This is a genomic window from Pseudoalteromonas sp. J2K-J599 (assembly GCF_059295115.2).
This window is the reverse complement of record NZ_CM200272.1, coordinates 736,760-759,765: the sequence shown is the minus strand read 5'-3', so window position 1 is coordinate 759,765 and position 23,006 is coordinate 736,760. Positions and strand designations below refer to the sequence as shown.

Annotated in this window: 20 protein-coding genes; 5 read left to right on the top strand and 15 right to left on the bottom strand. The window is 38.6% G+C overall.

From position 1 onward, the window contains the following. Positions 1–63 precede the first annotated feature (63 nt). Positions 64–807, bottom strand: a complete 744-nt coding sequence (locus AC5NT5_RS20180) for a siderophore-interacting protein (RefSeq protein WP_024597584.1) — start codon at positions 805–807, stop codon at positions 64–66. A gap of 204 nt (positions 808–1,011) precedes the next feature. Here AC5NT5_RS20180 and AC5NT5_RS20175 point away from each other — a divergent pair, with 204 nt between their 5' ends. From AC5NT5_RS20175 to AC5NT5_RS20165, 3 genes are all read left to right on the top strand, one after another. Continuing rightward, the gene (locus AC5NT5_RS20175) at positions 1,012–1,431 is read left to right on the top strand and encodes a MarR family winged helix-turn-helix transcriptional regulator (protein ID WP_004334811.1); all 420 of its coding nucleotides are present in this window, start codon (positions 1,012–1,014) and stop codon (positions 1,429–1,431) included. Positions 1,432–1,512: 81 nt separating this feature from the next. After that, on the top strand, positions 1,513–1,926 hold the full coding sequence (locus tag AC5NT5_RS20170; RefSeq protein WP_004334808.1) for a S24 family peptidase: 414 nt from the start codon (positions 1,513–1,515) through the stop codon (positions 1,924–1,926). Continuing rightward, positions 1,914–3,173: a Y-family DNA polymerase gene (locus AC5NT5_RS20165; RefSeq protein WP_024597582.1), complete on the top strand. Its 1,260-nt coding sequence runs from the start codon at positions 1,914–1,916 to the stop codon at positions 3,171–3,173. Before AC5NT5_RS20170 ends, AC5NT5_RS20165 begins: the two co-directional genes overlap by 13 nt. Positions 3,174–3,200: 27 nt before the next feature. On the opposite strand, the gene AC5NT5_RS20160 is transcribed toward AC5NT5_RS20165, so the two are convergent. From AC5NT5_RS20160 to AC5NT5_RS20140, 5 genes are all read right to left on the bottom strand, one after another. Then, on the bottom strand, positions 3,201–3,662 hold the full coding sequence (locus AC5NT5_RS20160; protein ID WP_004334802.1) for a hypothetical protein: 462 nt from the start codon (positions 3,660–3,662) through the stop codon (positions 3,201–3,203). 439 nt (positions 3,663–4,101) lie between these two features. Continuing rightward, positions 4,102–4,620: a DUF4240 domain-containing protein gene (locus AC5NT5_RS20155; protein WP_024598177.1), complete on the bottom strand. Its 519-nt coding sequence runs from the start codon at positions 4,618–4,620 to the stop codon at positions 4,102–4,104. Continuing rightward, the gene (locus tag AC5NT5_RS20150) at positions 4,620–4,811 is read right to left on the bottom strand and encodes a YwbE family protein (RefSeq protein ID WP_007583223.1); all 192 of its coding nucleotides are present in this window, start codon (positions 4,809–4,811) and stop codon (positions 4,620–4,622) included. The genes AC5NT5_RS20155 and AC5NT5_RS20150 overlap by 1 nt, the downstream gene beginning before the upstream one ends. 68 nt (positions 4,812–4,879) lie before the next feature. Beyond that, positions 4,880–5,161, bottom strand: a complete 282-nt coding sequence (locus tag AC5NT5_RS20145) for a hypothetical protein (protein WP_290192620.1) — start codon at positions 5,159–5,161, stop codon at positions 4,880–4,882. A gap of 14 nt (positions 5,162–5,175) precedes the next feature. Continuing rightward, positions 5,176–5,388 (bottom strand): hypothetical protein, encoded by a 213-nt coding sequence (locus tag AC5NT5_RS20140; protein ID WP_494513566.1) that lies wholly within the window; start codon positions 5,386–5,388, stop codon positions 5,176–5,178. 100 nt (positions 5,389–5,488) lie between these two features. Between AC5NT5_RS20140 and AC5NT5_RS20135 the strand changes: the two genes are divergently transcribed. Continuing rightward, the gene (locus tag AC5NT5_RS20135; protein ID WP_024597578.1) at positions 5,489–6,298 is read left to right on the top strand and encodes an ion transporter; all 810 of its coding nucleotides are present in this window, start codon (positions 5,489–5,491) and stop codon (positions 6,296–6,298) included. 88 nt (positions 6,299–6,386) lie between these two features. Here the strand turns inward: AC5NT5_RS20135 and AC5NT5_RS20130 are convergent, their stop codons facing one another. Continuing rightward, on the bottom strand, positions 6,387–7,511 hold the full coding sequence (locus AC5NT5_RS20130) for a DUF748 domain-containing protein (protein WP_024597577.1): 1,125 nt from the start codon (positions 7,509–7,511) through the stop codon (positions 6,387–6,389). A 477-nt stretch (positions 7,512–7,988) separates the two neighbouring features. On the opposite strand from AC5NT5_RS20130, the gene AC5NT5_RS20125 reads away from it, so the two are divergent. Further along, entirely contained in the window at positions 7,989–9,149 is a 1,161-nt protein-coding gene (locus tag AC5NT5_RS20125) for a GGDEF domain-containing protein (protein ID WP_165723860.1), read from the top strand. 151 nt (positions 9,150–9,300) lie between these two features. Here AC5NT5_RS20125 and AC5NT5_RS20120 read toward each other — a convergent pair whose 3' ends face one another. The 8 genes from AC5NT5_RS20120 to AC5NT5_RS20085 all read right to left on the bottom strand — a co-directional run bounded on the left by AC5NT5_RS20120 (position 9,301) and on the right by AC5NT5_RS20085 (position 23,003). Continuing rightward, entirely contained in the window at positions 9,301–11,190 is a 1,890-nt protein-coding gene (locus AC5NT5_RS20120) for a putative bifunctional diguanylate cyclase/phosphodiesterase (RefSeq protein WP_494513565.1), read from the bottom strand. Positions 11,191–11,528: 338 nt separating this feature from the next. Further along, a complete protein-coding gene (gene asd / locus AC5NT5_RS20115) occupies positions 11,529–12,668 on the bottom strand; it encodes an aspartate-semialdehyde dehydrogenase (protein WP_494513564.1) in 1,140 nt (379 codons plus the stop codon). Positions 12,669–12,871: 203 nt separating this feature from the next. Then, positions 12,872–15,568, bottom strand: a complete 2,697-nt coding sequence (locus tag AC5NT5_RS20110) for a TonB-dependent receptor domain-containing protein (RefSeq protein ID WP_138490090.1) — start codon at positions 15,566–15,568, stop codon at positions 12,872–12,874. A 64-nt stretch (positions 15,569–15,632) separates the two neighbouring features. Beyond that, entirely contained in the window at positions 15,633–19,721 is a 4,089-nt protein-coding gene (locus AC5NT5_RS20105) for a beta-helix domain-containing protein (RefSeq protein WP_182716659.1), read from the bottom strand. 296 nt (positions 19,722–20,017) lie between these two features. Further along, on the bottom strand, positions 20,018–21,346 hold the full coding sequence (locus tag AC5NT5_RS20100) for a tetratricopeptide repeat protein (RefSeq protein ID WP_494513563.1): 1,329 nt from the start codon (positions 21,344–21,346) through the stop codon (positions 20,018–20,020). Positions 21,347–21,390: 44 nt separating this feature from the next. Next, positions 21,391–21,996 (bottom strand): energy transducer TonB, encoded by a 606-nt coding sequence (locus tag AC5NT5_RS20095; protein ID WP_024597386.1) that lies wholly within the window; start codon positions 21,994–21,996, stop codon positions 21,391–21,393. A 12-nt stretch (positions 21,997–22,008) separates the two neighbouring features. Then, positions 22,009–22,422 (bottom strand): ExbD/TolR family protein, encoded by a 414-nt coding sequence (locus AC5NT5_RS20090; protein ID WP_004334764.1) that lies wholly within the window; start codon positions 22,420–22,422, stop codon positions 22,009–22,011. Positions 22,423–22,475: 53 nt separating this feature from the next. After that, positions 22,476–23,003, bottom strand: coding sequence for a MotA/TolQ/ExbB proton channel family protein (locus AC5NT5_RS20085; protein WP_010552929.1), 528 nt, complete (start codon positions 23,001–23,003; stop codon positions 22,476–22,478). Between the last annotated feature and the right edge of the window lie 3 nt (positions 23,004–23,006).

Below are 23,006 nucleotides of genomic sequence, written 5' to 3'. Positions count from 1 at the left end.
CCAATTCAAGTTACGCAGTGGTATTAGAGCAAAATAGGTATATGTTATTTTGCTCTAAGGTATTCAAGCAAGCTGTGCATCACGTTGGCGCAGCTTTTTATAGCCTTCTGAATCCACGCCTTTTTTCCAATACCCTGAGGAAACAATATTACCGCGTGGTATATTAAATTGCTCTGTTAACAATGTCTTTGCTTTACGCACAAGCCCAGCTTCCAATGCCATAAATACAATGGGAGGCTCTGCTGTAATGTGCAAATTTTGAAGCGCGCTTAGTAGCACTTCGTCAGCGTTGTCGGTAACAAGCCAATTAATATCGCGGCTTGTTTCTAAATCAATAATGTCTTGCTCAGTGGGCGCATGTACAAAAGCATCAATTTTTGAAGTTAAAGGTAATTGCTGCGCATACCCCTTTATTGCATTTACCGATGTTAAATCCCCTAGCAACACATAATGCGAATGCCCATAATTATCTAGCTTTTTAGGGCCTGGGCCTGCAATACCTACCTCATCACCTACTTTTGCAATTTTAGCCCAGTCAGTTGCCGGACCTTGGTGCATATTTATAACAAAATCAAGTGTTAACGCGCCTGTTTGTGCATCTACATGCCTTATTGTGTAAGATCGCATACACGCTGTTTTTAAGTTAAAATCTACTTCACCATTTTTTGGGATCAGTACTTTTACATAGTTACCAATGTGCTGTGAGGTTAAGTCGTTAAAATCATCAGAGCCTACAACAATGCGTTGTAGGTGTGGTGTGATTTGCTGCGTACTTAATATGTTAGCTTTGCGAATTTGTTTACCCATGCATTACCTCGTTTTACAAAACTTGGACTTTAATACCAACTTGCATAAATCTTTGATCAATTTAACAAATTAAATAAACCCCATATATAAGCAGATTGGTATAATAATTAGCTGCTATAAAAGCAGACATTGCACAACGCCCCATTGGTTGATAAAATCAACTATAACAAGTTAATTGACTTTGTCAACTACATTGAGAGTTTTATGAATACACCTTTATCAAATACGCTGTTTGAATTGATGCAAAATTACCGCGTCACAATTCGTGAAGCAATTAACGCAGGCGAACTTGGTATAAATGCTATGCACGTACGCTGCATACATATTATCGCGAACGTAAATAACTGTACGGCTAACGATATTGTTACTAAAACGCAGCGCGACAAAGCGCAAATAGCACGTTTAATTAAAGATCTTATTGGCTTAAATTTAATAAATAAACAGGCAAGTGAGCACGATAAGCGCTGCTTTATTTTGTCGCTCACAGAGCAAGGTAAAGTTCTTTTTGATAAGTTATTAGCCTCAGAGCAGAAAATAAATAATCAAATGTGTAAAAACTTAAACCCTCAGCAAATCAAAGACTTTTTAGATATCGCACAGCAAATGATCAAAAATATGGATTGATCGGTTATACATTTCTTGGCATAACTTACACAAAACGCATATACTGTACACTTATACAGTATATGCGTTTTAGGTTGTGTTATGTTTGTAATTCCCATTTATATAGAAGCAGGCGTGTGTGGTTTTGAATCGCCCGCAGCGCAGTACACCGAGCTAGGTGTAACCCTTGATGAGCTTTTAATAAAGCACCCAAATGCTACCTTTATTGGCCTAGCATCGGGTAACTCTATGCAAGAAGTCGGAATTTTTGAAGGGGACTTATTAGTTATCGACCGTGCAGAGCCTGCAGAAAATGGTGACGTTATTGTTGCTAACTTAAATGGTCTTTTTGTATGTAAGCTGCTTGATAAAACCAATGCGCGGCTGCTTTCAGCTTCTTCTTTACATAAGCCTGTACAACTAACCTCTGCAGACGAGTTTCAGCTCGAAGGCGTAGTAACGCTATCAATAAGAATGCACAGGCAAAGCCCAGAGTTACTAAAATGTATGCCTTAGTTGATGCTGTGTCGTTTTATGCCAGCGCCGAAAAAGTATTTGACCCTGCTATTCGATCAAAACCCGTGGTTGTACTTACCAATAACGATGGCTGTGTATGCGCTATTTGCCCTATTGCTCGGCGCTTAAATATTCCTAAATTTGGCCCGTACTTTAAAGTTAAGCATTTACTTGAACAAAACAACGTTGTTATTCGCTCTAGTAATTACGAGCTTTATGCTGATTTAAGCGACAAGATGATGAATATCATCGCTCGCTTTTGCGATACACAGCACATATACAGTATTGATGAATCGTTTTTGCACTTTGATGGCTACACATCATTAATTAAAGACTGGCATGAATACGGTCATACAATAAGGCGCACAGTATGGCGCGAAACAAAGCTTCCTGTAGGTGTAGGTTTTGGCCCGACCCCTACTTTAGCAAAAGCCGCTAACCATGCCGCTAAAAAGCTCAGTGGTTTTAATGGTGTTGCAGTAATAAATAGCGAACAAACTCGCCAAGCTATTTTACAAAGAATGAGCTGCGAAGATGTGTGGGGAATAGGCCGGCGGCTAGCTAAAAAACTTAAAATAATGAATATACACACCGCCTGGGATCTTGCTCAGCAAAATCCTAGAGCAATGCGCCGTGCATTTAGTGTGGTTGTTGAACGCACAGTAAGCGAGCTTAACGGAATAACATGTTTAAACTGGGATGATGTGCGACAAGACAAGCGGGAGATTTATTCAACCCGTAGTTTTGGAGAGCGCATATGTGAGCCAACAGCACTTAAAACAGCGCTAATTAACCATGTAACCACAGTGGCTAATAAACTAAGAGCGCAACACTCGCTCACTCACCAGCTTTATATTTTTGCAGCCAGTGGCGCGCACGAAAATAAATATTATAAAAAATCGTTTGTGTATAAGTTCCCCTCACCCACTAACGACACCTGCGTGATGGCTAATGCTGTATCTGAGGTATTTAATAAGATTTACCAACCCGGTATACGGTTTTATAAGTGTGGTGTGGGTGCGGTAGAGCTAATATCAGAACAGTTTCAGCAAAATGACTTATTTAATAAAAGCCCAGATAATCCTAAACTTATGCAATGCTTAGACACAATTAACAATCGATACGGAAAAGGAATGCTAAGCCTTGCAAGTAGTAAATTAAATGACCGGTGGCACATGAACCGTGATTTTTTGTCGCCGCAGTACACTACGCGTTGGCGCGATATCCCTAAAATATACTGCGAATGATTTGCTACTTACTACTTACTAGATGCTTTATTTACTCTCATCTGCTTTTTTAAATGTGCACTCTACATTGGGTTCGCTCAATGTGTATTTAAGTGTGTTATCAGCTAAAAATTTGATACTTTGACTGATTGTTTTTTCGTTTGCAGGGCTTTCACAACGGCTCATTCTTAAGCCGTTTTCAAGGCCATCACTTTTATATTTAAGCGTGCTGGTTATAAAGCAAAAGTTTGGTTTTTTAATGGTTCGGGTACCATTGTGGAGCGATCCAAATACAATTTGCTCACCAAGTTTAAAACCAGCACTTAAATCACTTTCATCTGTCAAACTCAAATTGCTGTTAACGCATAACCCTGAGTTGCTCGACACAACTTCGTAGGCTCCCAATTTTGACTTTAAAAGCGGTATAAATCGTGTTTTATTACTCGGCTCAGAAAAAGCATTTGCACTTGTAAAAGCGACAGTTAATAAAGCGAGTGTTAAATATTTCATTTCGTGGGTGTATCCTCGTGAGTCAGCGTGTTAAATAATAGCAAAATGCCTAATCACTTAGCTTTTATAACTTTTAACAACTATAACAGAGATTTACTATAAAAGGAGAGAAGTCGTATTCAGGAACTAAGACACGAGCAGCTAAGGGAGTTTTGCTCGACTATTACTGATTCTTACATGTGTGTAAGCCAGTAAGATAACGCAAGAGCAATTACCGATCCCATTAGGTTACAAACCTCGTGCCACAAATAAATCCCTTAGATTGAACACATTTAAATCCACAAAGATTCATCCTAGATACTGCATTACAAACCATTTTGCTGTTAAGTACTTTAGTTAATACGTACTTAAACAACAAAACGATTTATATCAATGCGCTTACTTGTAGGGAAATTGAACTCATAAAATTGTTTGAATAGCGCTCAAATCACTGTTTATTTTATTGCCAGTACTTTGCAAATAATAAAGGGTAGCTTTGCTTTAAAAACTTAGGTTTGTCTTTAAAACGTTTGCCTTTGGGTTCATCGCTGCCTGATGGAATAAACGGTAATTCATCTTCGCTGCGTTCTTCAAATAATAAACCGGCTATTAAATCATACTCATCAATATACGGGTAAGGCTGCTCATTTAAGTAATAAACAGGTGTACACTGCGCTAGCGAATCAGCATTTTCTAAAGCGTTTTCAAATACTGTTTTACCGCGCGAAATTAACCAACATCTAAACTCGCTAAAACCGTAATCGTCGTTACATCCAGCCATCACAAAAGCGGCACCAAACAAATCCCAGGTAAAACATTTACGCATATGTATGCCAAAATGCTTATCAAAATCAATAAGGTGTTGATCGCTTAAATCATTAAGTTTAGTTTTTAGGTTATCGCTCACACTTTGCGGATCGAGCCCTAAATCAGGCGTTGTTACTAATTCCCAAAAAGCCTGTTCTGTTAACGCTGCCATTATAAAATCTCTTTTACTCGGCCAACTTGACCATCTTCTAAACGTACTTTAATGCCGTGTGGGTGATTTGGTGATTTTGTTAAAAGGCGCTCAACCACACCCTCAGTTAATGTGCCGCTGCGTTGATCTTCTTTTAATACAATATTTACTGTGGTACCTGGTGAAATTTGCGAACGCGTAGGAACAGCCATAATTTAAACCCTAAAAATAATTTATCTAATTATAACGTCCATGTGATGTCATACCAACTAAACCGCTGTTAATTGGCTAAAAATGAGATGTGTGCTGGTTTTGCGTTCAACTTAATAGCTGCTAGCTGGCTAAGTATAATCTGCGTTAACTCATCAAGTTGCGGTTTTGCACTTTCAAGGGCTATATCATCATTAAAATAGCATTGTACTTTTAACGTATTGGCCTCATTATTTAAATCAATGGTATGCGTTAGATAATCAAAACCAATTACGCTTTCTTTTATAGCTTCGCATGCATTAGTAAGTGCTAGTCTAATGTGCTTATCGCGCTGCTTTTGAGTTTTAGTCATAATATAAAGGTTACTTATTTAGTTTCTGCTTGTTGCTGTTTTTTAAACTCTTCGTAGTTAGAATCTTGTTTATCTAAGCATTCGTAATATTCTTTGTCAGCTTTATAGTTACACTCATCAAGGCGCGCCGATTGTAATTCATGAAAACGTGCATCAGAGCTGCAACCAGCCAAAACACATGATCCAATAATAAGTAATGCGCTGCTTTTTAGTTTATTGATAAACATTAAATTTCCTTACACTTTCTATATCGAAAAAGCGTTAAATTATTACGATACTATTGTATATTAGCGCCATAAAATCTTAATATCCAAAGGATCTATTACTATGATGTCGCAGTTACAAAAGTTGTTTCAGCGTATAGACAAAAGCAAGATATTTCAATCATTTGTTATAGCTGTAATTATTGTTTCTGCCCTTACAGTAGGTGCACACACTTACTCACTACATCCTACCGTAGAGCTTGCTCTAAATTGGATGGACGTTGGCATTACTGCATTCTTTTTAATTGAACTAATAATCCGCTTTGTTGCAAGCAAAGGCATTAAAGACTTCTTTTCTAAGGGATGGAATATATTTGACACTATCATAGTATTGGGCAGTTTATACCCTGCTGCTGGCTCTACAATGTTAATAGCTAGGCTGTTGCGCATATTTAGAGTGTTACGATTGGTTTCGATGATCCCAGAGCTGCGCTTATTGGTTAACTCATTGCTTAAAGCCATTCCACAAATGGGTTATATAGCCCTATTAATGTTTGTTATTTTTTATATATACGCTGCAATGGGCAGCATGATGTTTGCTGAAATAAACCCCGTACTTTGGCAAGATGTTTCAATCTCCATGCTTACTCTGTTTAGGGTGGCAACATTTGAAGATTGGACCGACATAATGTATGAAACAATGGCGGTGTACGAACTAAGCTGGATTTATTACCTTACGTTTATATTTTTAACCGCATTTGTATTTTTAAATATGATGGTAGGTGCCATTTTAGAAGTAATGAGTGAAGAGCACCGCAAAGCGCGAGAAGAGCTCGCAGACGACAGCTCATTACCTGCAACGCAAGGGCAAGTAAACGAACTACAATCCCAAATTGCTGAGCTTAAAGAGCTATTGAGTAACCGCAAAAACTAATCTGAGAAAAGTACTAAAGCACCCACTTAAAGTTTAAAAAGTGGGTGCAGCTTAAGTATTTAACTAAAACGAACATTACCAAAGAGCTTTAATTCTCCTCGTTATCAGATTTTTCATCCGTATCTTCAAAAGAAATAACGTTATCTACTTTCATTTTAAACGCATCAAAAAATGCGTTTTCTAATACCGAAATCACAGCTTGAAAAGTCGAAACATCCGTATTATCTAATTGCCCCTCTATAGGGATACGTGCAGCAACAAGTTTAGACTCATCGTTTTCGAGTATAGAGCCCAGTAAATCAACACTGCCTTCAAATATGGCCGTAAATATTCCATCGTCATCTTTTTCTATATCTTCGCGCCACGAGAACACACTCAAGTTTTGAACGCCCGCTTTTACATAACCATTTAAGTTATTGTCTTTAGCCACCAATTCCATAGCGCCATCAATGCCACCCGCTTCAATATCAAAAGGCGTGTATACCTTAAATACAGTATCGAGGTTTTTAACAGAGAAACGCTGTACCTCTGCGTTAAAATCAAAATTGGCTTGTTTGCTAAAGGGATCTAATTTGCCATCAAACTTTAATGCGGCCTCCCCCATTAATGCACCTTCTACGCTTAGAGTAGTCACTAGTGTTTTTGATAGGTTTTGCGCGTTGGTTATATTTTCAATTCGAGCGTTGATATTTGATATAAAAGTGGGTTTTTCACCACTATTCGTTGAGTTAACTAAAGTTAACTTGCCTTGCTCAATTGTTAAGGTATCAATAGAAAACAGTACTAAATTATTGGCGAGACCTACCCAAGTAGTTTCGTCTTTTACTTGTTTATTTTGCTCAGAAGCATTGGGGTCTTTATCATAAATAACTATTTTAGGGCGCGTAAACGCCATGTTTGTTACTAAATTCCCTTTTAAAAGGGCTGACCACGCAAGTGAAAAATCGAGAGTTTGAATACTCAGCAAAGGCTTAGGAGCTGAAGTTGCATCAACAGCATAAATTTCAACGTCGTCAATTGCGTAGGCACCGCGATATAAAAACAAATCTACGTCACCAACATGCCCAGTAACACCTTGTGTGTGTTTTAGCTGATAATTTACGTAGTGCTGAACTACATAAGGCGCGGCTATTCGCGTTAGTATAAGTAACACAACCAGCGCTATTACACCTTTAAGGTATTTGTCGTGAAATATTTTGGATGAAAAATGCATTGTAATTTCCTTTACTAAAAACGGGGGCCTTTTGACCTTTCAGGGTTAAATTTTTCTATATAAAGGGCTGCGTATGTTTAATATTTATTTTTATAAAGCACTTATGAAGATAGCCACACAACATAAACTCTGCTTTACCTAAAACCTAAACGTACAGCTACAAATTTAACCTAGAAGAATAAATAAGCCCTAGCTGAATTCTTTAATTAAGCAAATAAATAAACGTGTAAAAATTACTAATAATTGTAATTTAAATACCTGTTAGGAATAAAATTATAAACAAAGCAAAGCCATATAAGCTTAAAGCTCTAAACAACAGTTATTACAGCAAGGGATATACCACTATTCAAATACACAACTTAAGAAATGATTGCATACATATCTATTTACAATTTAGCTAACTAATAACCGGCGTTAGGTCGAATAAACCGCTTTCATCTACTAAAGTAAAATTAACGCAAACAAGAATAAAAATACATGAATCCTATTTTTTATATATTAGTTACCCTCTTTTTCACCAGTATTATTTGGTCTGTCATATTTTTAATGTCGTGGTATACGTTAGGTAAAAAGCAATATGCCATGCTTTGGACAATCGCATTTGCATTCTCTGCATGCCAATGGGCAACAATGTTGGCAGAACCATTATTTAACTCAAACACATTATATTGGATGTTAGGAAGTAGCTTCTCTGTAGGTTCAGTACTGCTAGGTACGTGGGGGCATTGCATTAGGGTAAACTCGGGTATAAAAATTCGCTATTTAATTATCTCAGCAATAGTTACTCTTGCTGCTGTCTATTATTTTACAGCTATATATGTGCATGTTGGCTTATTTATGTCCTTGTATGTGTATTATGATGTGATTTTACTTGTACTCAATGCAGTTATTATTTTCAGGCATAAACAAAAATCACTTCCTGCCGAAATAGGCGCTAGTATTACTTATACGCTATGTGGATTACTTTTATTTGTTGCAGCAAGCATAGCGTTACTGCAAGGCAGCCAAGTAAATGAAGAATATATAGCGCTGTATACATTAATTAATTTTATTACTGTCCCTACTGCACATGTAGGCATGGCCGTATTCATAATATTTATGATGGCATCAGATTTAGCTGAAAAAATGAACCATCTTGCAATGAGCGACGAACTTACAGGCTGCTTAAATAGGCGTGGATTCTATAATAAAAGCCAAGAGCAACTAAAAGATAAACTTAATAATTATAACTACGTCAGCTTAATTTATTGGGATATAGATAAATTTAAAAAAATAAACGATGAATTTGGACATGCAGGTGGTGATTTAGTTTTAGTAGAAGCTGCAAAAATAATGCAAAACTGCATAAACCCATGTGATTTATTTGGCCGCATTGGCGGCGAAGAATTTGCTTTATTAATAGCAAGAAACGACGAATCGTCAGCTAAAGATCTTCCCGAAAAACTAAGAAGTGCACTGGCCAGTTACCCAATTCATTTTAACGATAAAGTAATTAATGTAACGGCAAGTTTTGGCGTAATAAATATTAAATGTAATAAAACGACAATTGAGAGTGCAATAAATGAAGCAGATAAAGCACTCTACCATGCCAAGAATGAAGGGCGTAATCAGGTGGCTCATGTGAATACATTAAGTTAATAAAAGTTCATTATTACTAGGGGTATTGACCTTTAGCGACTGATTTTTCAGTAGCAGGATTATGTACAAAGCATGATGAAAACGCTAAGCAAAACGCACGGCACTGTTGGATCATCCCTACATAAACAAACTTTGTGAAAAAGTCAGCGCTCTAACTAATAAGTTTAAGCGCGTCGGCAAATCTAACTGGTTTACTGAATATGAAACCTTGATACTTATCAATTTGTAAGCTTTGTAATAACGTTAACTGAGCTGGGCTTTCTACGCCCTCCGCTATTACTTGGCAACCTATCATATGCGACATGTTAGTTACCGCAGAAACAATACTTTTATCTTTTGAGCATTCACAAATGTTATCAATATAAGATTTATCTATTTTAATGTAATCAACTGACAGCTCTTTTAAAACCGATATAGAAGAAAACCCGGTACCAAAATCATCAATAGAGATACGTACACCGGTATTTTTTATGGCCGTAATCACTTTTGACAAATACGGTAAATTTTTAATCATGACTGTTTCTGTTATTTCTAAATGCACATTGTATGGTTTAACTGCGTATCTATTTAAAAGCGCAACTAAAAAATCTAAAAAATTATGGTTTTCTAGTTGCAAGACAGACACATTAATCGACAATCCAATCTTACTATTCACCGCATTTAACTTACTTAAACTCGCAATGGCTTGCTCTAGTACAAACTCACCTAATATATTAATTTTTCCATATCGCTCTGCAATATCTATAAATTCTGAAGGGGGGATAAATTCATCATTAAATTGCCAACGAAGTAATACTTCAAACGTGGTTATTTCATTTGTGCTTATATCAACAATGGGTTGATAACAAAGATGAAAGTCACCTTTTTCTACGCACTCTTTAATTGAGCTACGAAGTACTTCTTCTCTTTTAAGCGATTCATGCATTCGCTCGTCAAATACCGATATTTCGTTACGGCTTTTCTTACCTTCATACATAGCAACATCAGCGTATTTAATCGCGTCTTCAAGATTAAAATTTACGCGCGTAAAATAAAGCCCAACCTTAAAAGAGGGATTTACTTGATAGCTATCCATACTCACTGTTTTTGTTAAGGTTTTAACTAATCTAAAAACACAGTCAAAAAGTTCGTCTTCGGTGTTAGTGCGAGAATAAAAAATAAACTCATCACCTCCCCATCGACAAGCAATAAAGTCGCCTTGGGTTTGTGTTTCAACTAATCGTTTACCTGTTTGAGCCAGCACAAAATCACCAAAATCGTGACCGTATTTATCGTTGATGATTTTAAAGTCATCCATATCTAAAAATAAAACAGCTTTAATATCATCATTTTGATTGGCTAAATCAAGTTCAACATTAGAAACAAAGCTCCCCCTGTTAAACAATTTAGTTAGGTTGTCTTTTTGCTCTAAAGAAATTATTTGTTCGGTACGAAGTAGCACTTCGTTTTCTAAGTTTTCAATAAATTGATCTAACTTAAGTTCGTTATTAATTGATGATTTTACATCTTTTGCACTACGTGAAGCCGTTATAAAACACAAAATAAACCATAAAACGAGCCCTAAAACACCTAGTACATTCTCATCTTCAATAGGCTGTAAAAGTAATAAAATACTAAAAGGAACCAATAAGCAGGTTATATACGACAAGGAGGAACGAATATCTGAAGCTAAAACATTAACGCCTCCACCAGCAAGGGAGCTAAAAACAACCAATGATACAAATTTTTCCTGCATTTGCATGTTTTCATAAAACAAAATAGGAAAAGCAGCCCATGTTAAAGCCGTTAATAATAAACCTATAAAATACAGATGATATTTAAAAGCATGGGTGTTGTTAACAAATACATGGCTTGCTATTCGAAGTAATGAAATAAATGATAACGTAAAAAGCCAATAAAGTTTTTCTTGCGAGGCGCTGTGGTTAATACTGCTAAAAATAAGAAAACAAGAAACAACCGTGTTTATAGCAATTGCAGAACTAAAATAGGAGCTAACAAATGCTAATCGCTTATTGGCAAAGTTATTTGTGTGAGAGGTCATTAATGTTACTTGAATAGGCTGTTACACAATGTAAACAGTTTACTTAAGTTCAATAATAAACAAAAGTGAACATTCATAAAAAAGTATTGTTTTAGCCTCTTAAGCGGTTTTATAAGCCATTAAACTAAAAAGGGCTGGCAAATTGCCAACCCCTTTTGTTAATACTGATAATATATTATACCAATTCGCTTAATTAAGTGATCTATTTTGAGGGAAGAAAATCGTGTCGATAACAAGGCAAAAATTTCGTTATTTAGTTGTTCTATATCAAAAATATTTGACGTAGTTAACGTCAGATTTAACCCCTCAAATTGATTAAGTATTATTGCGAATTGGTATTACTCACCATCAACAATTATGCGTAGCATACGACGAAGTGGCTCTGCCGCGCCCCATAAAAGCTGATCGCCAACTGTAAATGCGCTAATGTATTTTGGTCCCATAGCTAATTTACGAATACGCCCAACAGGAATGCTTAAAGTGCCCGTTACTTTAACCGGTGTTAAGTCTGTGGCACTAATTTCACGCTCGTTTGGAATTACCTTAACCCACTCATTATGAGACGCTAAAATTTCTTCAATTTTTTCTACGCTAATATCTTCACGTAATTTAATGGTCATCGCTTGTGAATGACAACGCATAGCGCCAATACGTACACATAAACCATCAATAGGTACTGGTTGCTTAGAAGAGCCTAAAATTTTATTCGCTTCAACCTGTGCTTTCCACTCTTCTTTAGACTGACCGCTTGGCATTGGTACGTCAATCCACGGGATTAAACTGCCCGCTAATGGCACACCAAATTGGTCTTGTGGTAAGTCTTTTGACGCCATTGTTTCACTGACTATTTTATCAATTTCTAAAATAGCAGAACTTGGGTTATCTAATTGCTCAGCAACACTTGCATGAATAGCGCCCATTTGTGCAATAAGCTCTTTCATATTTCGTGCACCAGCACCAGAGGCTGCTTGGTAAGTCATTGGGCTTACCCATTCAATTAGGTCTTGCTCAAACAAACCACCTAGTGCAAGTAGCATTAGCGATACTGTACAGTTACCGCCAACAAACGTTTTAACGCCTTGCTCTAAGCCTTGTTCAATAACATCTTTGTTTACGGGATCTAGCACTATTATGCTGTCCTCACTCATACGCAGTGCTGAAGCTGCATCAATCCAGTAACCATCCCAACCCGACTCGCGTAATTTTGGATATACCGCATTGGTGTAGTCACCGCCTTGGCAAGTAACAATAATATCCATTTTAGCAAGTTCGCTAATGTCACTTGCATCTAGCAATGGTTTTGCGTCGCCTGCTATATTAGGGCCTAGTTGACCCGCTTGTGAGGTGGTGAAAAAGGTGGTGTCGATATGGGCAAAATCACTTTGCTGCTGCATACGTTCTAATAACACAGAGCCAACCATGCCACGCCAACCGGCTAATCCTACTTTTTTCATTGTTTGTTCCACTGTTTGATTCATAAAAGATGCCTTAATACATTAAAAATTAAATTCATTGCGTGAGATTTAATTTTCATTAACGTCAAAATAACACCACCAGCGCGCTAAAACTAGTGAATAAAGTAGAACTTAAATATTTTTCATAGTCATAAAAAAGCCCTGTATTAAATACAGGGCTAATAGGTAATTAGGTTTTATTATATCCCCCTTCCTTGGGTAGAAAATTAAAACTCGTAGCTAAAGCTTAAACTAAACTCAGTGCCTTCTTCTTGACGCCAAAGTGTTAAGTTTTCTTGTTCAATTTCTTTTTCTTGGCCAAGTATATTTTTAACTTTAAAATTAACTTTAGTATTAAAGTTAGGGAAGTAAGAATAAACTAAATCAAGAGAATGAAATGACTTTTCTTCTGCGTCTTCGTTACCACGCGTACCTGGTACGATTATGCGCGGCCCAAACACGTTATAAACAACTGAGGTAGAATGAAAACCATCAGCAGAGTCATAACCCATTTGTAAGTTTGCTACCCATTCAGAATGACCAACTAAACGACGTTTATTATTAGTAACAATGTTAGAAACAGAGTCAGCTTCCAACGCCTCTTTTAGTTGTTGTTCAAATAATGAATCAACCCCATCAGCATCGTTTATGCCAAGCTCAACACTTGAATCCGATAGAGTAACGTTACCTGATAAAAATATGGCAGATAAATCATTATGAATAAAACTAAAGTCAGTTAAAAAGTCTACCTCAATACCTGTTAGTTCACCCGACTGCGCATTTGCTGTTAGTAATTGCGGAGCAGCTCCACCAACACCCGCTAACTCAACCATTTCAATTGGGTTTTCAATATCTTTATAAAACAAAGCAACTGATAGATTGTTTCCTGAAGGCATGTACCACTCAAACCTAAAGTCAGCATTTTTTAGCTTAGAGCTTTGAAGTGTAGGCGAGCCTCGCACTAAAAACTCTGTTAGTGGGTCAACATAATAAGTTGAGCTTACATCACGCATATCTGGGCGAATCGTCGTTTCACTTAAGTTTAAGCGAAACTGCATTTCTTCATCCATAATATAAGTAATTGCTAAAGAAGGAAAAAAGTTATCTTCTTTTATTGCAACTTCGCTCACTTCTTCAATTGTTCCATCAAAGAAATTAGTATGAGCCTGAAAAGGCACTGATATTTGAGAAAAGTCTTCCCAACGAATACCACCGGTTATGCGCCATGTGTTTTCGTAGAAAAAGTCGGCCATAAAATAATAAGCGTCTAACTTATGTGCAGCGCTGTACTTATCACCATCTGCGGTACCATCATCAAAAATACCAGAGCCTGTAATACTTGTATAAAACTCACTATTAGCTAAATTTTCGTCAGAAAAAATTTGGTCTATGTTTGAGCCAAATGTATATTCATCTGTTATACCACGGTGCGTAATACCAAATTGAATATTACTTGCATCACGTTTTTTTTCAGAAAAATCGCCACCCACCTTAAGCTCTAACTCATAGCCATCACCATAAAACGGGATGCCCATATTCCAACCATATGTATCTACGTCATCATGCAAAGTTTGATAATCACGTGTTACGTTTGTTGCAGCAACATCTTGTAACTGCTCTGATTCAAATACACCATCATTTAAGTTAGTTTGAAAAACAACATCCAATGCGCCAGGAGCATCTCTGTTGGCGCGGCTTGTACCGGCATACCAATCAAAAAATAAATTTTCTAATTCAGGAAAGTTATGCGTCCCTTTGAGCTGCGTAGAGAACATTTCACGCTCTTCATACATAACGTCAACACGGCGTAACTCAGTAACACCTTCTTCTGACTCGTTAGCATCGAAAAAGTCACGATTACGCACTCTGTCACTCATATCATGAAGAGCTATATTCGTTAGTTCAAATTTATGGTTATTATTAAATTCATAACCTAAATTTAATGTGCCACTCCAACGAACGGTTTGTTCAGTAGATATGCCATCATAAGTTTGTGCAAAACATTTGTCTTCGCAGCCCAAACTACCTAAATTTGTACCGCTTTGCTCTTTAACTACTTCCCATTCATTGTCATAGGAAACAGCTGCAAGCACGCCAAAAGTACCTACTTCAGACTCAAACCTATCACCTAGTGCTACTGAAAAATTCATGCCTGGATCAACGTCTTTCTCAGTAGGTCCAACTTGCCAATCTAGAGATTGTAGGAGCGCTTGACGCTGCTCAAGCGTAGTACTGCTGTCACCTTCAAGTCCTGCATCACTTTTAAGCGCTGTAGAAATTAATGAAGGTAAAGCACGTGTACCATCATCGCGCCCCATCCAATCATCATCACCACCACTGTAAAAATAACCGGTGTCACTGTTAGAGGTGTTATATGAAGTACCTAACTGTATTTTAAACAAAAAATCAGAAGGAATAGATTTGGTGCGTATATTTACATTACCACCACCAAAGTGCGCTGGCATATCAGGAGAAAACGATTTCTGCACACTTAAGCTTTCAATAATATCCGATGGAAATAAATCCAGTGGAACAACTGATCGAGTGGGATCTGGGCTTGGCACATACATGCTATTAAGTTGGGTACTTGAATAACGCTCACCCAAACCACGAACATAAATATATTTACCATCGACTAAAGTTAAACCAGTCACACGACGAAGCGCTGAAGCTGCATCGCCATCACCTGTGCGTGATATTTGATCAGCACCCATAATATCAGCAACAAATGCCTGATTTTGACGCTCTTGTAGTACTGCGCCTGCACTACCTTTTAGTCGCTGGCCAACAGCAACTACTTCTTCTATTTCTTGCTCTTCGGCTTCGGCTGCTATAGCTGTGTTTACTGATAGCCCCATAATTGCAGCCATAACTGCGCAATTTAGTTTACATAGAACAAGAGAAGAGGGTTTAAAAGATTTCATTTTTATACTCCGAAACAAAACAAGACATTAGCCGAGCTTTCGCTCGGCTATAATGTGGTTTGGATTAAAGACCTACCTTAACCCAACCTGCTGTCCAGTCTGTTTGTGCATCCATTGCACCAATGTAATCTACTGAATCAAAGTAACTATCTAGGCTTGAAGAATCAAAACCATTACCTAACAGTAATGACTCAGCCGAAGGCATATATCCGTTATCTGCTAAACCAAGGTCTGTGGCTGCTTGCACAGAGTTACCTGTTTGGCCTAAGAACCAAGACTCAACATTACCAGTACCAATTGCTTGCGTACCAAAGTTATTTGCCGTTTCACATGCAACAACTGAGTGAGTAACAGTTAATGTACCATCCTCTGCGCGAGGAGCTGAATCTGAACCTACACGTAAACAATTTGAATAATCTGCCCCACCTGTCACAACCACGTTTTTAAGCATACCCGCAGTGCCTGCACGTAGACGTATACCGTTAACCCCTACATTACCAATAATAGTAACATTAGAAATTGTAGGCATTGTGAGTGGTGTTGCACTTGAATCAAACTCAGAGTTATCCGCCTCAATTGCATTATCACCTGTTGATTCGGCTTGCTTGATAAGTACGTATTGCGCTTTACCCGTCCAACCAAATGACCAATCTAGTGAGTCATCACCAATATTAGTTAAAACAAGGTGACTGATGTTTGCAGTACCACCGAAAAATTCAACACCATCGTCCAGGTTTTCATGAACGTGAATGTAATCAAGCTCTGTTTGACTACCAACACCAGCAAGCGTAATGCCGTTTAACTCATCTCCGTTACCTAGCGTTTTACCTGCTTGTTTAACTGCCACGTATTTTAAAGTACCTGAGTTATCTTCTGGGTCATTACCACCAAATTGGCCAGCATCACCTTCAGCAGACACACCACAGTTTGCAAGCTCATCAGCGGTAGCTTCGCCTTCTTGATCGCCACACGAGTTAGCCGGTGCATTACCTAAAAGCACTAAACCGCCCCATTGACCAATAGTCGTTTCGCCACCAGTAACATCTTCAATAGACGTCATAGTAATTGGCTGAGTTGCACTGCCCACGGCCTCTATTTTTGAACCACGACGAACAACTAAAAAGTCATCACCCGACTCGCCAATAAGCGTAGTACCAAATTGAACATATAAAGTCGTTTCATCAGCGCGGTCATTACCTACGGCTGTACGGCCTTTTAGAATCCAATGTGCATCGTTAGTTAATGTTACGTCTGAAGTGAATACAACATCAGAAGTTAACTGATAAACTGGCTTGTCTGTGATTTCAGGAAAGCTTGCTGATACATCAGTAGCAAAACCCTGCTCTAAGGCATTTTGAATATCATCAGGAAAACTTGGCGTAATAGCGACTGTCCAACCATCCATCCAGTTATTATCGCCATCAAACGCACCAATATAATCTGTTTTAGTAAAGAACGAATCAAGGTCTGACGAATCAACACCCGAACCTAATAATGGTGAGCTAGATTTAGGTGTAAAGCCATCGGTTGCTAAACTAAGGCCAGCAGCTGTCAGCGTTTGGTTACCTGTTTGGCCTTCAAACCAAGATTGAACATTACCACCACCAATTGCTTCACTACCAAAGTTATTATCTTCACTACATGCCACTACTGAGTTTTCAATAGAAAGCTCACCAGATTCTGCATTTGCTACAGAGTCAGAACCCACACGTAAACAGTTTGAGTAACCTTCAGGTCCCGTAATTACTACATTACGTAGAACGCCCGCTGTACCTGCACGTAAACGAACACCGTTAGTACCATCAGCACCTACAATTGTTACGTTAGAAATTAGTGGCTTTGTTAAAGGTGTAGCATTTGAATCAAATTCTGAGTTATCCGCTTCAATAGCGTTATCACCACCAACAGCACTTTGTTGAATATAAATATTTTGCGCACGACCTGTCCAACCAAACGACCAATCAAATGCATCATCACCAATGTCAGTAAGTACTATGTTACGAACATTTACAGTACCACCAAAAAACTCAACGCCATCATCAAGATTTTGATGAACTTGGATATATTCTACTTTTGTTGCAGAGCCTACACCCGCGAACGAAATACCATTAAGCTCATCGCCGTTACCAAGAGTTTTACCTGCGTGCTTTACGACAATATAACGAAGAACACCTGAGTTATCATCGCTAATATCGCCACCAAATTGTCCTGCATCACCTTCTGCAGATACACCACAGTTAGCAAGTTCTTCAGCAGTCGTTTCACCAGTTTGATCGCCACACGAGTTAGCAGGAGCATTACCTAAAAGTACTAAACCGCCCCATTGACCAATTGTTGTTTCAGCGCCTGTTACATCTTCAATAGATGTCATTGTAATAGGTGCAGTTGCATTACCATTTGCGTTAATTTGCGAACCACGACGAACAACTAAAAAGTCATCACCTGATTCACCAATTAATGTCGTGCCTGCTTGAACATAAAGTGTTGTAGCGTCTGCACGGTCATTACCTACTGCAGTACGGCCATTTAAAATCCAATGTGCGTCATTTGTAAGTGTTACATCCGCTGTAAACGTTGTATCTTCAGCTAAGCGATATACTGGTTTATCTGTAATTTCCGGAAATTCGCTAGAAACATCTGATGCTAAGCCTTGTGCAAGTGCATTATCAATATCAGTAGGAAAGCCACCATTAATACCAACAGTCCAACCTTCCATCCAGTTAGTTGAGCCATCAAATGCACCAACTTGAGTATTTGCAATAAGGGGCGAGCCAGCAAGTGGTGTATAACCATTGTCATCTAGCATTAAATCAGCTGGAGTAAGTGTTTGGTTAGCGTCTTGGCCTTCAAACCAAGATTGTACATCGCCACCGTTAATAACTTCGCTGCCAAAGTTATTCGCTGCAGTTTGACAAGCAACTATAGAGTTTGTAATCGTAAGTGTGCCATCCTCTGCACGAGGTACTGAATCAGAGCCTACACGTAAGCAGTTTTCATAAGTAGCTGGGCCCGTTACAAATACATTTTTAAGAACCCCAGCAGTACCCGCACGTAAACGAATGCCGTTATTGCCCTCAGCACCCACAATTGTAACGTTTGAAATAGTAGGTAGTGTTAATGGTGTTGCACTTGAATCAAACTCAGAGTTATCAGCTTCGATAGCGTTATCGCCTACGTTAGCCGCTTGCTGAATATAAACGTTTGTAGCCGAACCCGTCCAACCAAAAGACCAATCTAGCGAATCGTCACCAATATTTGTAAGTACAACATTGCTTACATTAACTGTGCCACCAAAGAACTCAATACCATCATCAAGATTTTCATGTACTTGAATATAATCAACCGTAGTTGCAGAACCAACACCGGCAAACGTAATACCATTTAACTCATCACCATTACCTAACGTTTTACCGGCTTGCTTAACAAGTACATACTTTAAAGTACCTGAATTATCATCACTGATATCGCCACCAAACTGACCTGCATCACCTTCAGCCGATACACCACAATTAGCAAGTTCATCAGCTGTTGCTTCACCTTCTTGGTCGCCGCAAGAATTTGCTGGCGCGTTACCTAATAATACTAAACCGCCCCACTGACCAATCGTTGTTTCTTGAGCTGTAACATCTTGAATTGAGGTCATTGTAATGGGCTGACTTACAGTCCCTACCGATTCAATTTGTGAACCGCGACGAACAACTAGGAAGTCATCTCCTGTTTCGCCAATAATCGTTGTACCTTGCTGAATATAAAGCTTGGCGTTATCTGCGCGATCATTACCAACCGCAGTACGGCCATTTAAGATCCAGTGTGCGTCGTTTGTTAACGATACATCAGTAGTGAACACGGTATCTGCAGCTAAGCGATATACGGGCTTATCTGTAATAGATGTAAACTCACTAGAAACATCAGTTGCTAAACCTTGAGTTAGTGCATTATCAATATCAGTAGGAAAGCCAGTGGTAGCATTTTGTGAATCATCACGTGATGACGTTTCACCACTTGTATCGTCACCGCCTTCAATAACGTTAGTTACTGTATCACCTTCATTAATAGTTGTGTCGCCTTCAGATACTACTAAGTCTCCACCACAACCAGCTAAAGATACTGCAGTTGCAATCAAACTTACTTTGAATAAGTCAGATAATTTCATTGTTCACTCCGTTAAAGTATTTAATTATTTTTTAGGTGCTCAAATAAACTCAAGTCACCATAAAACACTTAAATAATGCTTTAAGGTCACTTGAGTTTAGCTGCGGTTACAATACGGGAGACTTATGACAAAGTAGTTACAGTTTAATAACCATAAGATGACAAAAGTAACTTATTTAAAATCAAGCAATTGGATGCTTTTAGAGACGATAAAAACCGCCCTGAGGCGGTTTTAGTGTTGCGATTATGAACTGGTTTTACACGCGTTACTTGTTAATTAGTAAAGCGCTTTAAAATTTACAGTAAAGCTGTTCTAAGTGTTTCTGCATGCACTTTTTCGCGCTTTACATATTTGATCCACTGCTGTGCTAAACGCTGAGATTTTTTATGTTTTTCTGCCTGCTCAAACGCTAAAATTGATGCATCAAAATTTTGCATGTTGTACTGCGCCATACCCAGTGCAACAAATGCATTTGATTCAAAATCAAGACCACCTTTATCAAGTGCTTTACGCGCTGCATCGGCGGCTTCTTCATATTGCTCTGTATTTACAAATACTTCGGCTAAACGTTGATCGTATTTACCGTGCTCAGATAAATCAGCAGCTTTTGCAAAGTAGGTAATAGATTTTTCATCTTCTTTAGCTTGGATCATCGCCTCGGCAACAAAAGCGTAGTTTTTTGCTGTTTTTTCAGCAATATCTTTATCAATGGCATCGCTCATCACTTTTGCAGCTTTAAACGCTAAACCATTGTATAAATACACTTGCGCTAATTGGCGTAAATCAGATTTAGAGGTTAAAAATCCTTGCTGGTAAGCGGCTTCAATTACCGCCAACTGTTGTTTTTCCCTACCTGTTTCACCATACATACCCGATAACTGCACCCAATACTCAGGCTTATTATAAAGCTTTACCATGCGCTCAAGCACTTCAACAACTTTGTCAGTTTGATTAAGCGAGTAATACATTGCACGCTGTAGTACTAACCAGCTTTCCTTAGGGATTTTGCCTTCGCTGTCGCTTAAAGCAATCACTTGAGATATGTACTCAAGCCCTTTTTTATAATCTTTTAACTGATAGTATGTTTGAGCCCTTAACAAGTAGTAGCCTTCTGTTTTAGGCTGAGTGTTAATACTGTCCCAGTCATCTAAAAAAGAGATAACTTTAGTGTAATCACTATTAGCCATAGCCAGTTGAGCCAAGCTAAATGTAGTGCTTAAACGAAGTGACTCAGGAATGGCTTCCTCAGCTACCACTTTTTCAAACGAGGCAATCGCTTTTGGTAAGTCGTTTTCGTTGTAATAAATAAACCCGTAAAAGTTATGCATCATTGCCACTTCGTACGAGTTCATGCTTGCAGCTCGCTCTTGAATGCTATCAAGCGCTTCAAGTCCACCTTTAACATCACCATCGTCTGCAAGTTTTTGGGCACGAGCAAGCTGGCTATAAACCTTTTCACGTAGTGCTGGTACACGTTTCGTTTTTTGTTCTTGCTCTGCATATGCCGTAGCTACATGTAGCCCTGGAATTAGGCTTAGAGCACTTGGTGTAACAATACTTGTACTGATCGCAGCGGTACAAAATAGTGTTAACTTTAAAAGTTTAGCTGTAGGTAGTAATTTCATAATCGCCTCGCATTTCTGTCCGTTTACTCGTGGTTAATTACTAATTAACCGCTAATTTGGAAAGATATTTTGTTCTGAACACCCGCAACTTCAACGGCTTCACCGTTTACTACGCGCGGTTTATATTTAAATTTAAGGGCTGCATCCATCGCAGCTCTATCAAAAAGTGACTCAGGCTCTGCTTTTACTACTTGTGGGTCGCGTACAGTGCCTTGTTTAGTTACTGTAAATTCAACAATCACGTAGCCTTCTATGCCACGTGATAACGCACGGCGCGGATAAACTGGGGCCACCTTTACAATCGGTAAGTATTCACCATCACTTGTTTCAAGTGCTAACCCGCCGGCTAAATTTACATCCGCATCTACATTGGCACCAAAGTCAAAGTTGTTAGCATTTGCTGTAGCATCACTATTTTGCATTTGCGGTGATTCCATTGGTGGTGGCGGCTCTTTTGGTGTTGGTGGCTTTTGTGGCTTACGCTCTTTTTTTTGTACGGTTTCTTCTTTTTTCAAGCGAACAAAATCAAGTACGTTACCCTTTACCGGATCCGTCATAGCGCCTTCACCGCCAGTGATCAGTGCCTGCATGCCTAAAAACAACATAAAGGTCACTACACCGGCTATCACTAATGCAACTAAATATCGCAACATAACTAGCCCTTAAGACGCATCTTGTGCGGCAATTGATACATCAAATGCGCCCGCCGCGCGCGAGGCATCCATCACCTTTATTAACATTTCGGTAGTGGCTTTTTTATCTGCTTGAATCACAACGCTACCTTGTGGATTTTCTGCTTTTAAACGCTCGATATTGGCTTGTACTGCGCGTACATCAATTTGACGTTTATTAATCCAAATCTCGCCTGTATCAGAAATAGCCACTAAAATATTAGCACGCTCTTTTTTAACAGCTGTTGCGGCTTCTGGGCGGTTTACATCAATACCGGCTTCTTTAACAAAAGAGGCAGTTACAATAAAGAAAATAAGCATGATAAATACAACGTCTAACATTGGGGTCATGTTTATTTCTTCAGCTTCGTCTTCTTGAAATAGGTTTCCTAACGGGGCTCTCATTTTTATTCTCCTAGGATAAGTGGCTTTATATAAGCCGCTTATCAAAATTTTGCTTAATGGTCTAAAACCATGCTGTCTTGTAGTAGTTCTACTTCGCGCTTAGCTTTTCGTTGTAAGTACGTTGAGGCAAATACCCCAGATAACGCACCTACCATGCCTGCCATTGTCGGAATAGTTGCTTTAGATACCCCTGATGCCATTGAACGCGCACTACCTGTGCCAGTAATTGCCATTACATCAAACACTTCTATCATGCCCGTCACCGTGCCTAACAAACCAAGTAGCGGGCACAAAGCAACCATCACATTAATCAAAGAAAGATTGGTGTTTAAGCGCATACCAGCTCGCGATATCATAGCTTCGCGTATTTGCTCTGCATTCCAGCTATCACGTTCTGCACGGTTAATCCAATTGGCTTTAAGAGCGTGTTTATAGCTTCTAAAACCATTAAAAAAGTAAATAAATCGCTCGAGTATCAATAACCACATCGCGAAGATTAACACCCCGATGACCAAGAGAACTTGGCCACCAGTGTCGAGAAAATCACGGATAGCATTGATTGAATCAATCAATAGCACCATGGT

What these genes read in the sequence shown, in the direction of transcription:
- AC5NT5_RS20150 (WP_007583223.1), bottom strand. Translation starts at nt 4,811, where the DNA reads ATGGCTGTTCCTACGCGTTCGCAAATTTCACCAGGTACCACAGTAAAT.
- AC5NT5_RS20090 (WP_004334764.1), bottom strand. Translation starts at nt 22,422, where the DNA reads ATGAGAGCCCCGTTAGGAAACCTATTTCAAGAAGACGAAGCTGAAGAA.
- AC5NT5_RS20165 (WP_024597582.1), top strand. Translation starts at nt 1,914, where the DNA reads ATGTATGCCTTAGTTGATGCTGTGTCGTTTTATGCCAGCGCCGAAAAA.
- AC5NT5_RS20125 (WP_165723860.1), top strand. Translation starts at nt 7,989, where the DNA reads ATGAATCCTATTTTTTATATATTAGTTACCCTCTTTTTCACCAGTATT.
- AC5NT5_RS20160 (WP_004334802.1), bottom strand. Translation starts at nt 3,662, where the DNA reads ATGAAATATTTAACACTCGCTTTATTAACTGTCGCTTTTACAAGTGCA.
- AC5NT5_RS20105 (WP_182716659.1), bottom strand. Translation starts at nt 19,721, where the DNA reads ATGAAATTATCTGACTTATTCAAAGTAAGTTTGATTGCAACTGCAGTA.
- AC5NT5_RS20110 (WP_138490090.1), bottom strand. Translation starts at nt 15,568, where the DNA reads ATGAAATCTTTTAAACCCTCTTCTCTTGTTCTATGTAAACTAAATTGC.
- AC5NT5_RS20120 (WP_494513565.1), bottom strand. Translation starts at nt 11,190, where the DNA reads ATGACCTCTCACACAAATAACTTTGCCAATAAGCGATTAGCATTTGTT.
- AC5NT5_RS20135 (WP_024597578.1), top strand. Translation starts at nt 5,489, where the DNA reads ATGATGTCGCAGTTACAAAAGTTGTTTCAGCGTATAGACAAAAGCAAG.
- AC5NT5_RS20180 (WP_024597584.1), bottom strand. Translation starts at nt 807, where the DNA reads ATGGGTAAACAAATTCGCAAAGCTAACATATTAAGTACGCAGCAAATC.
- AC5NT5_RS20155 (WP_024598177.1), bottom strand. Translation starts at nt 4,620, where the DNA reads ATGGCAGCGTTAACAGAACAGGCTTTTTGGGAATTAGTAACAACGCCT.
- asd (WP_494513564.1), bottom strand. Translation starts at nt 12,668, where the DNA reads ATGAATCAAACAGTGGAACAAACAATGAAAAAAGTAGGATTAGCCGGT.
- AC5NT5_RS20175 (WP_004334811.1), top strand. Translation starts at nt 1,012, where the DNA reads ATGAATACACCTTTATCAAATACGCTGTTTGAATTGATGCAAAATTAC.
- AC5NT5_RS20130 (WP_024597577.1), bottom strand. Translation starts at nt 7,511, where the DNA reads ATGCATTTTTCATCCAAAATATTTCACGACAAATACCTTAAAGGTGTA.
- AC5NT5_RS20140 (WP_494513566.1), bottom strand. Translation starts at nt 5,388, where the DNA reads ATGTTTATCAATAAACTAAAAAGCAGCGCATTACTTATTATTGGATCA.
- AC5NT5_RS20085 (WP_010552929.1), bottom strand. Translation starts at nt 23,003, where the DNA reads ATGGTGCTATTGATTGATTCAATCAATGCTATCCGTGATTTTCTCGAC.
- AC5NT5_RS20100 (WP_494513563.1), bottom strand. Translation starts at nt 21,346, where the DNA reads ATGAAATTACTACCTACAGCTAAACTTTTAAAGTTAACACTATTTTGT.
- AC5NT5_RS20170 (WP_004334808.1), top strand. Translation starts at nt 1,513, where the DNA reads ATGTTTGTAATTCCCATTTATATAGAAGCAGGCGTGTGTGGTTTTGAA.
- AC5NT5_RS20145 (WP_290192620.1), bottom strand. Translation starts at nt 5,161, where the DNA reads ATGACTAAAACTCAAAAGCAGCGCGATAAGCACATTAGACTAGCACTT.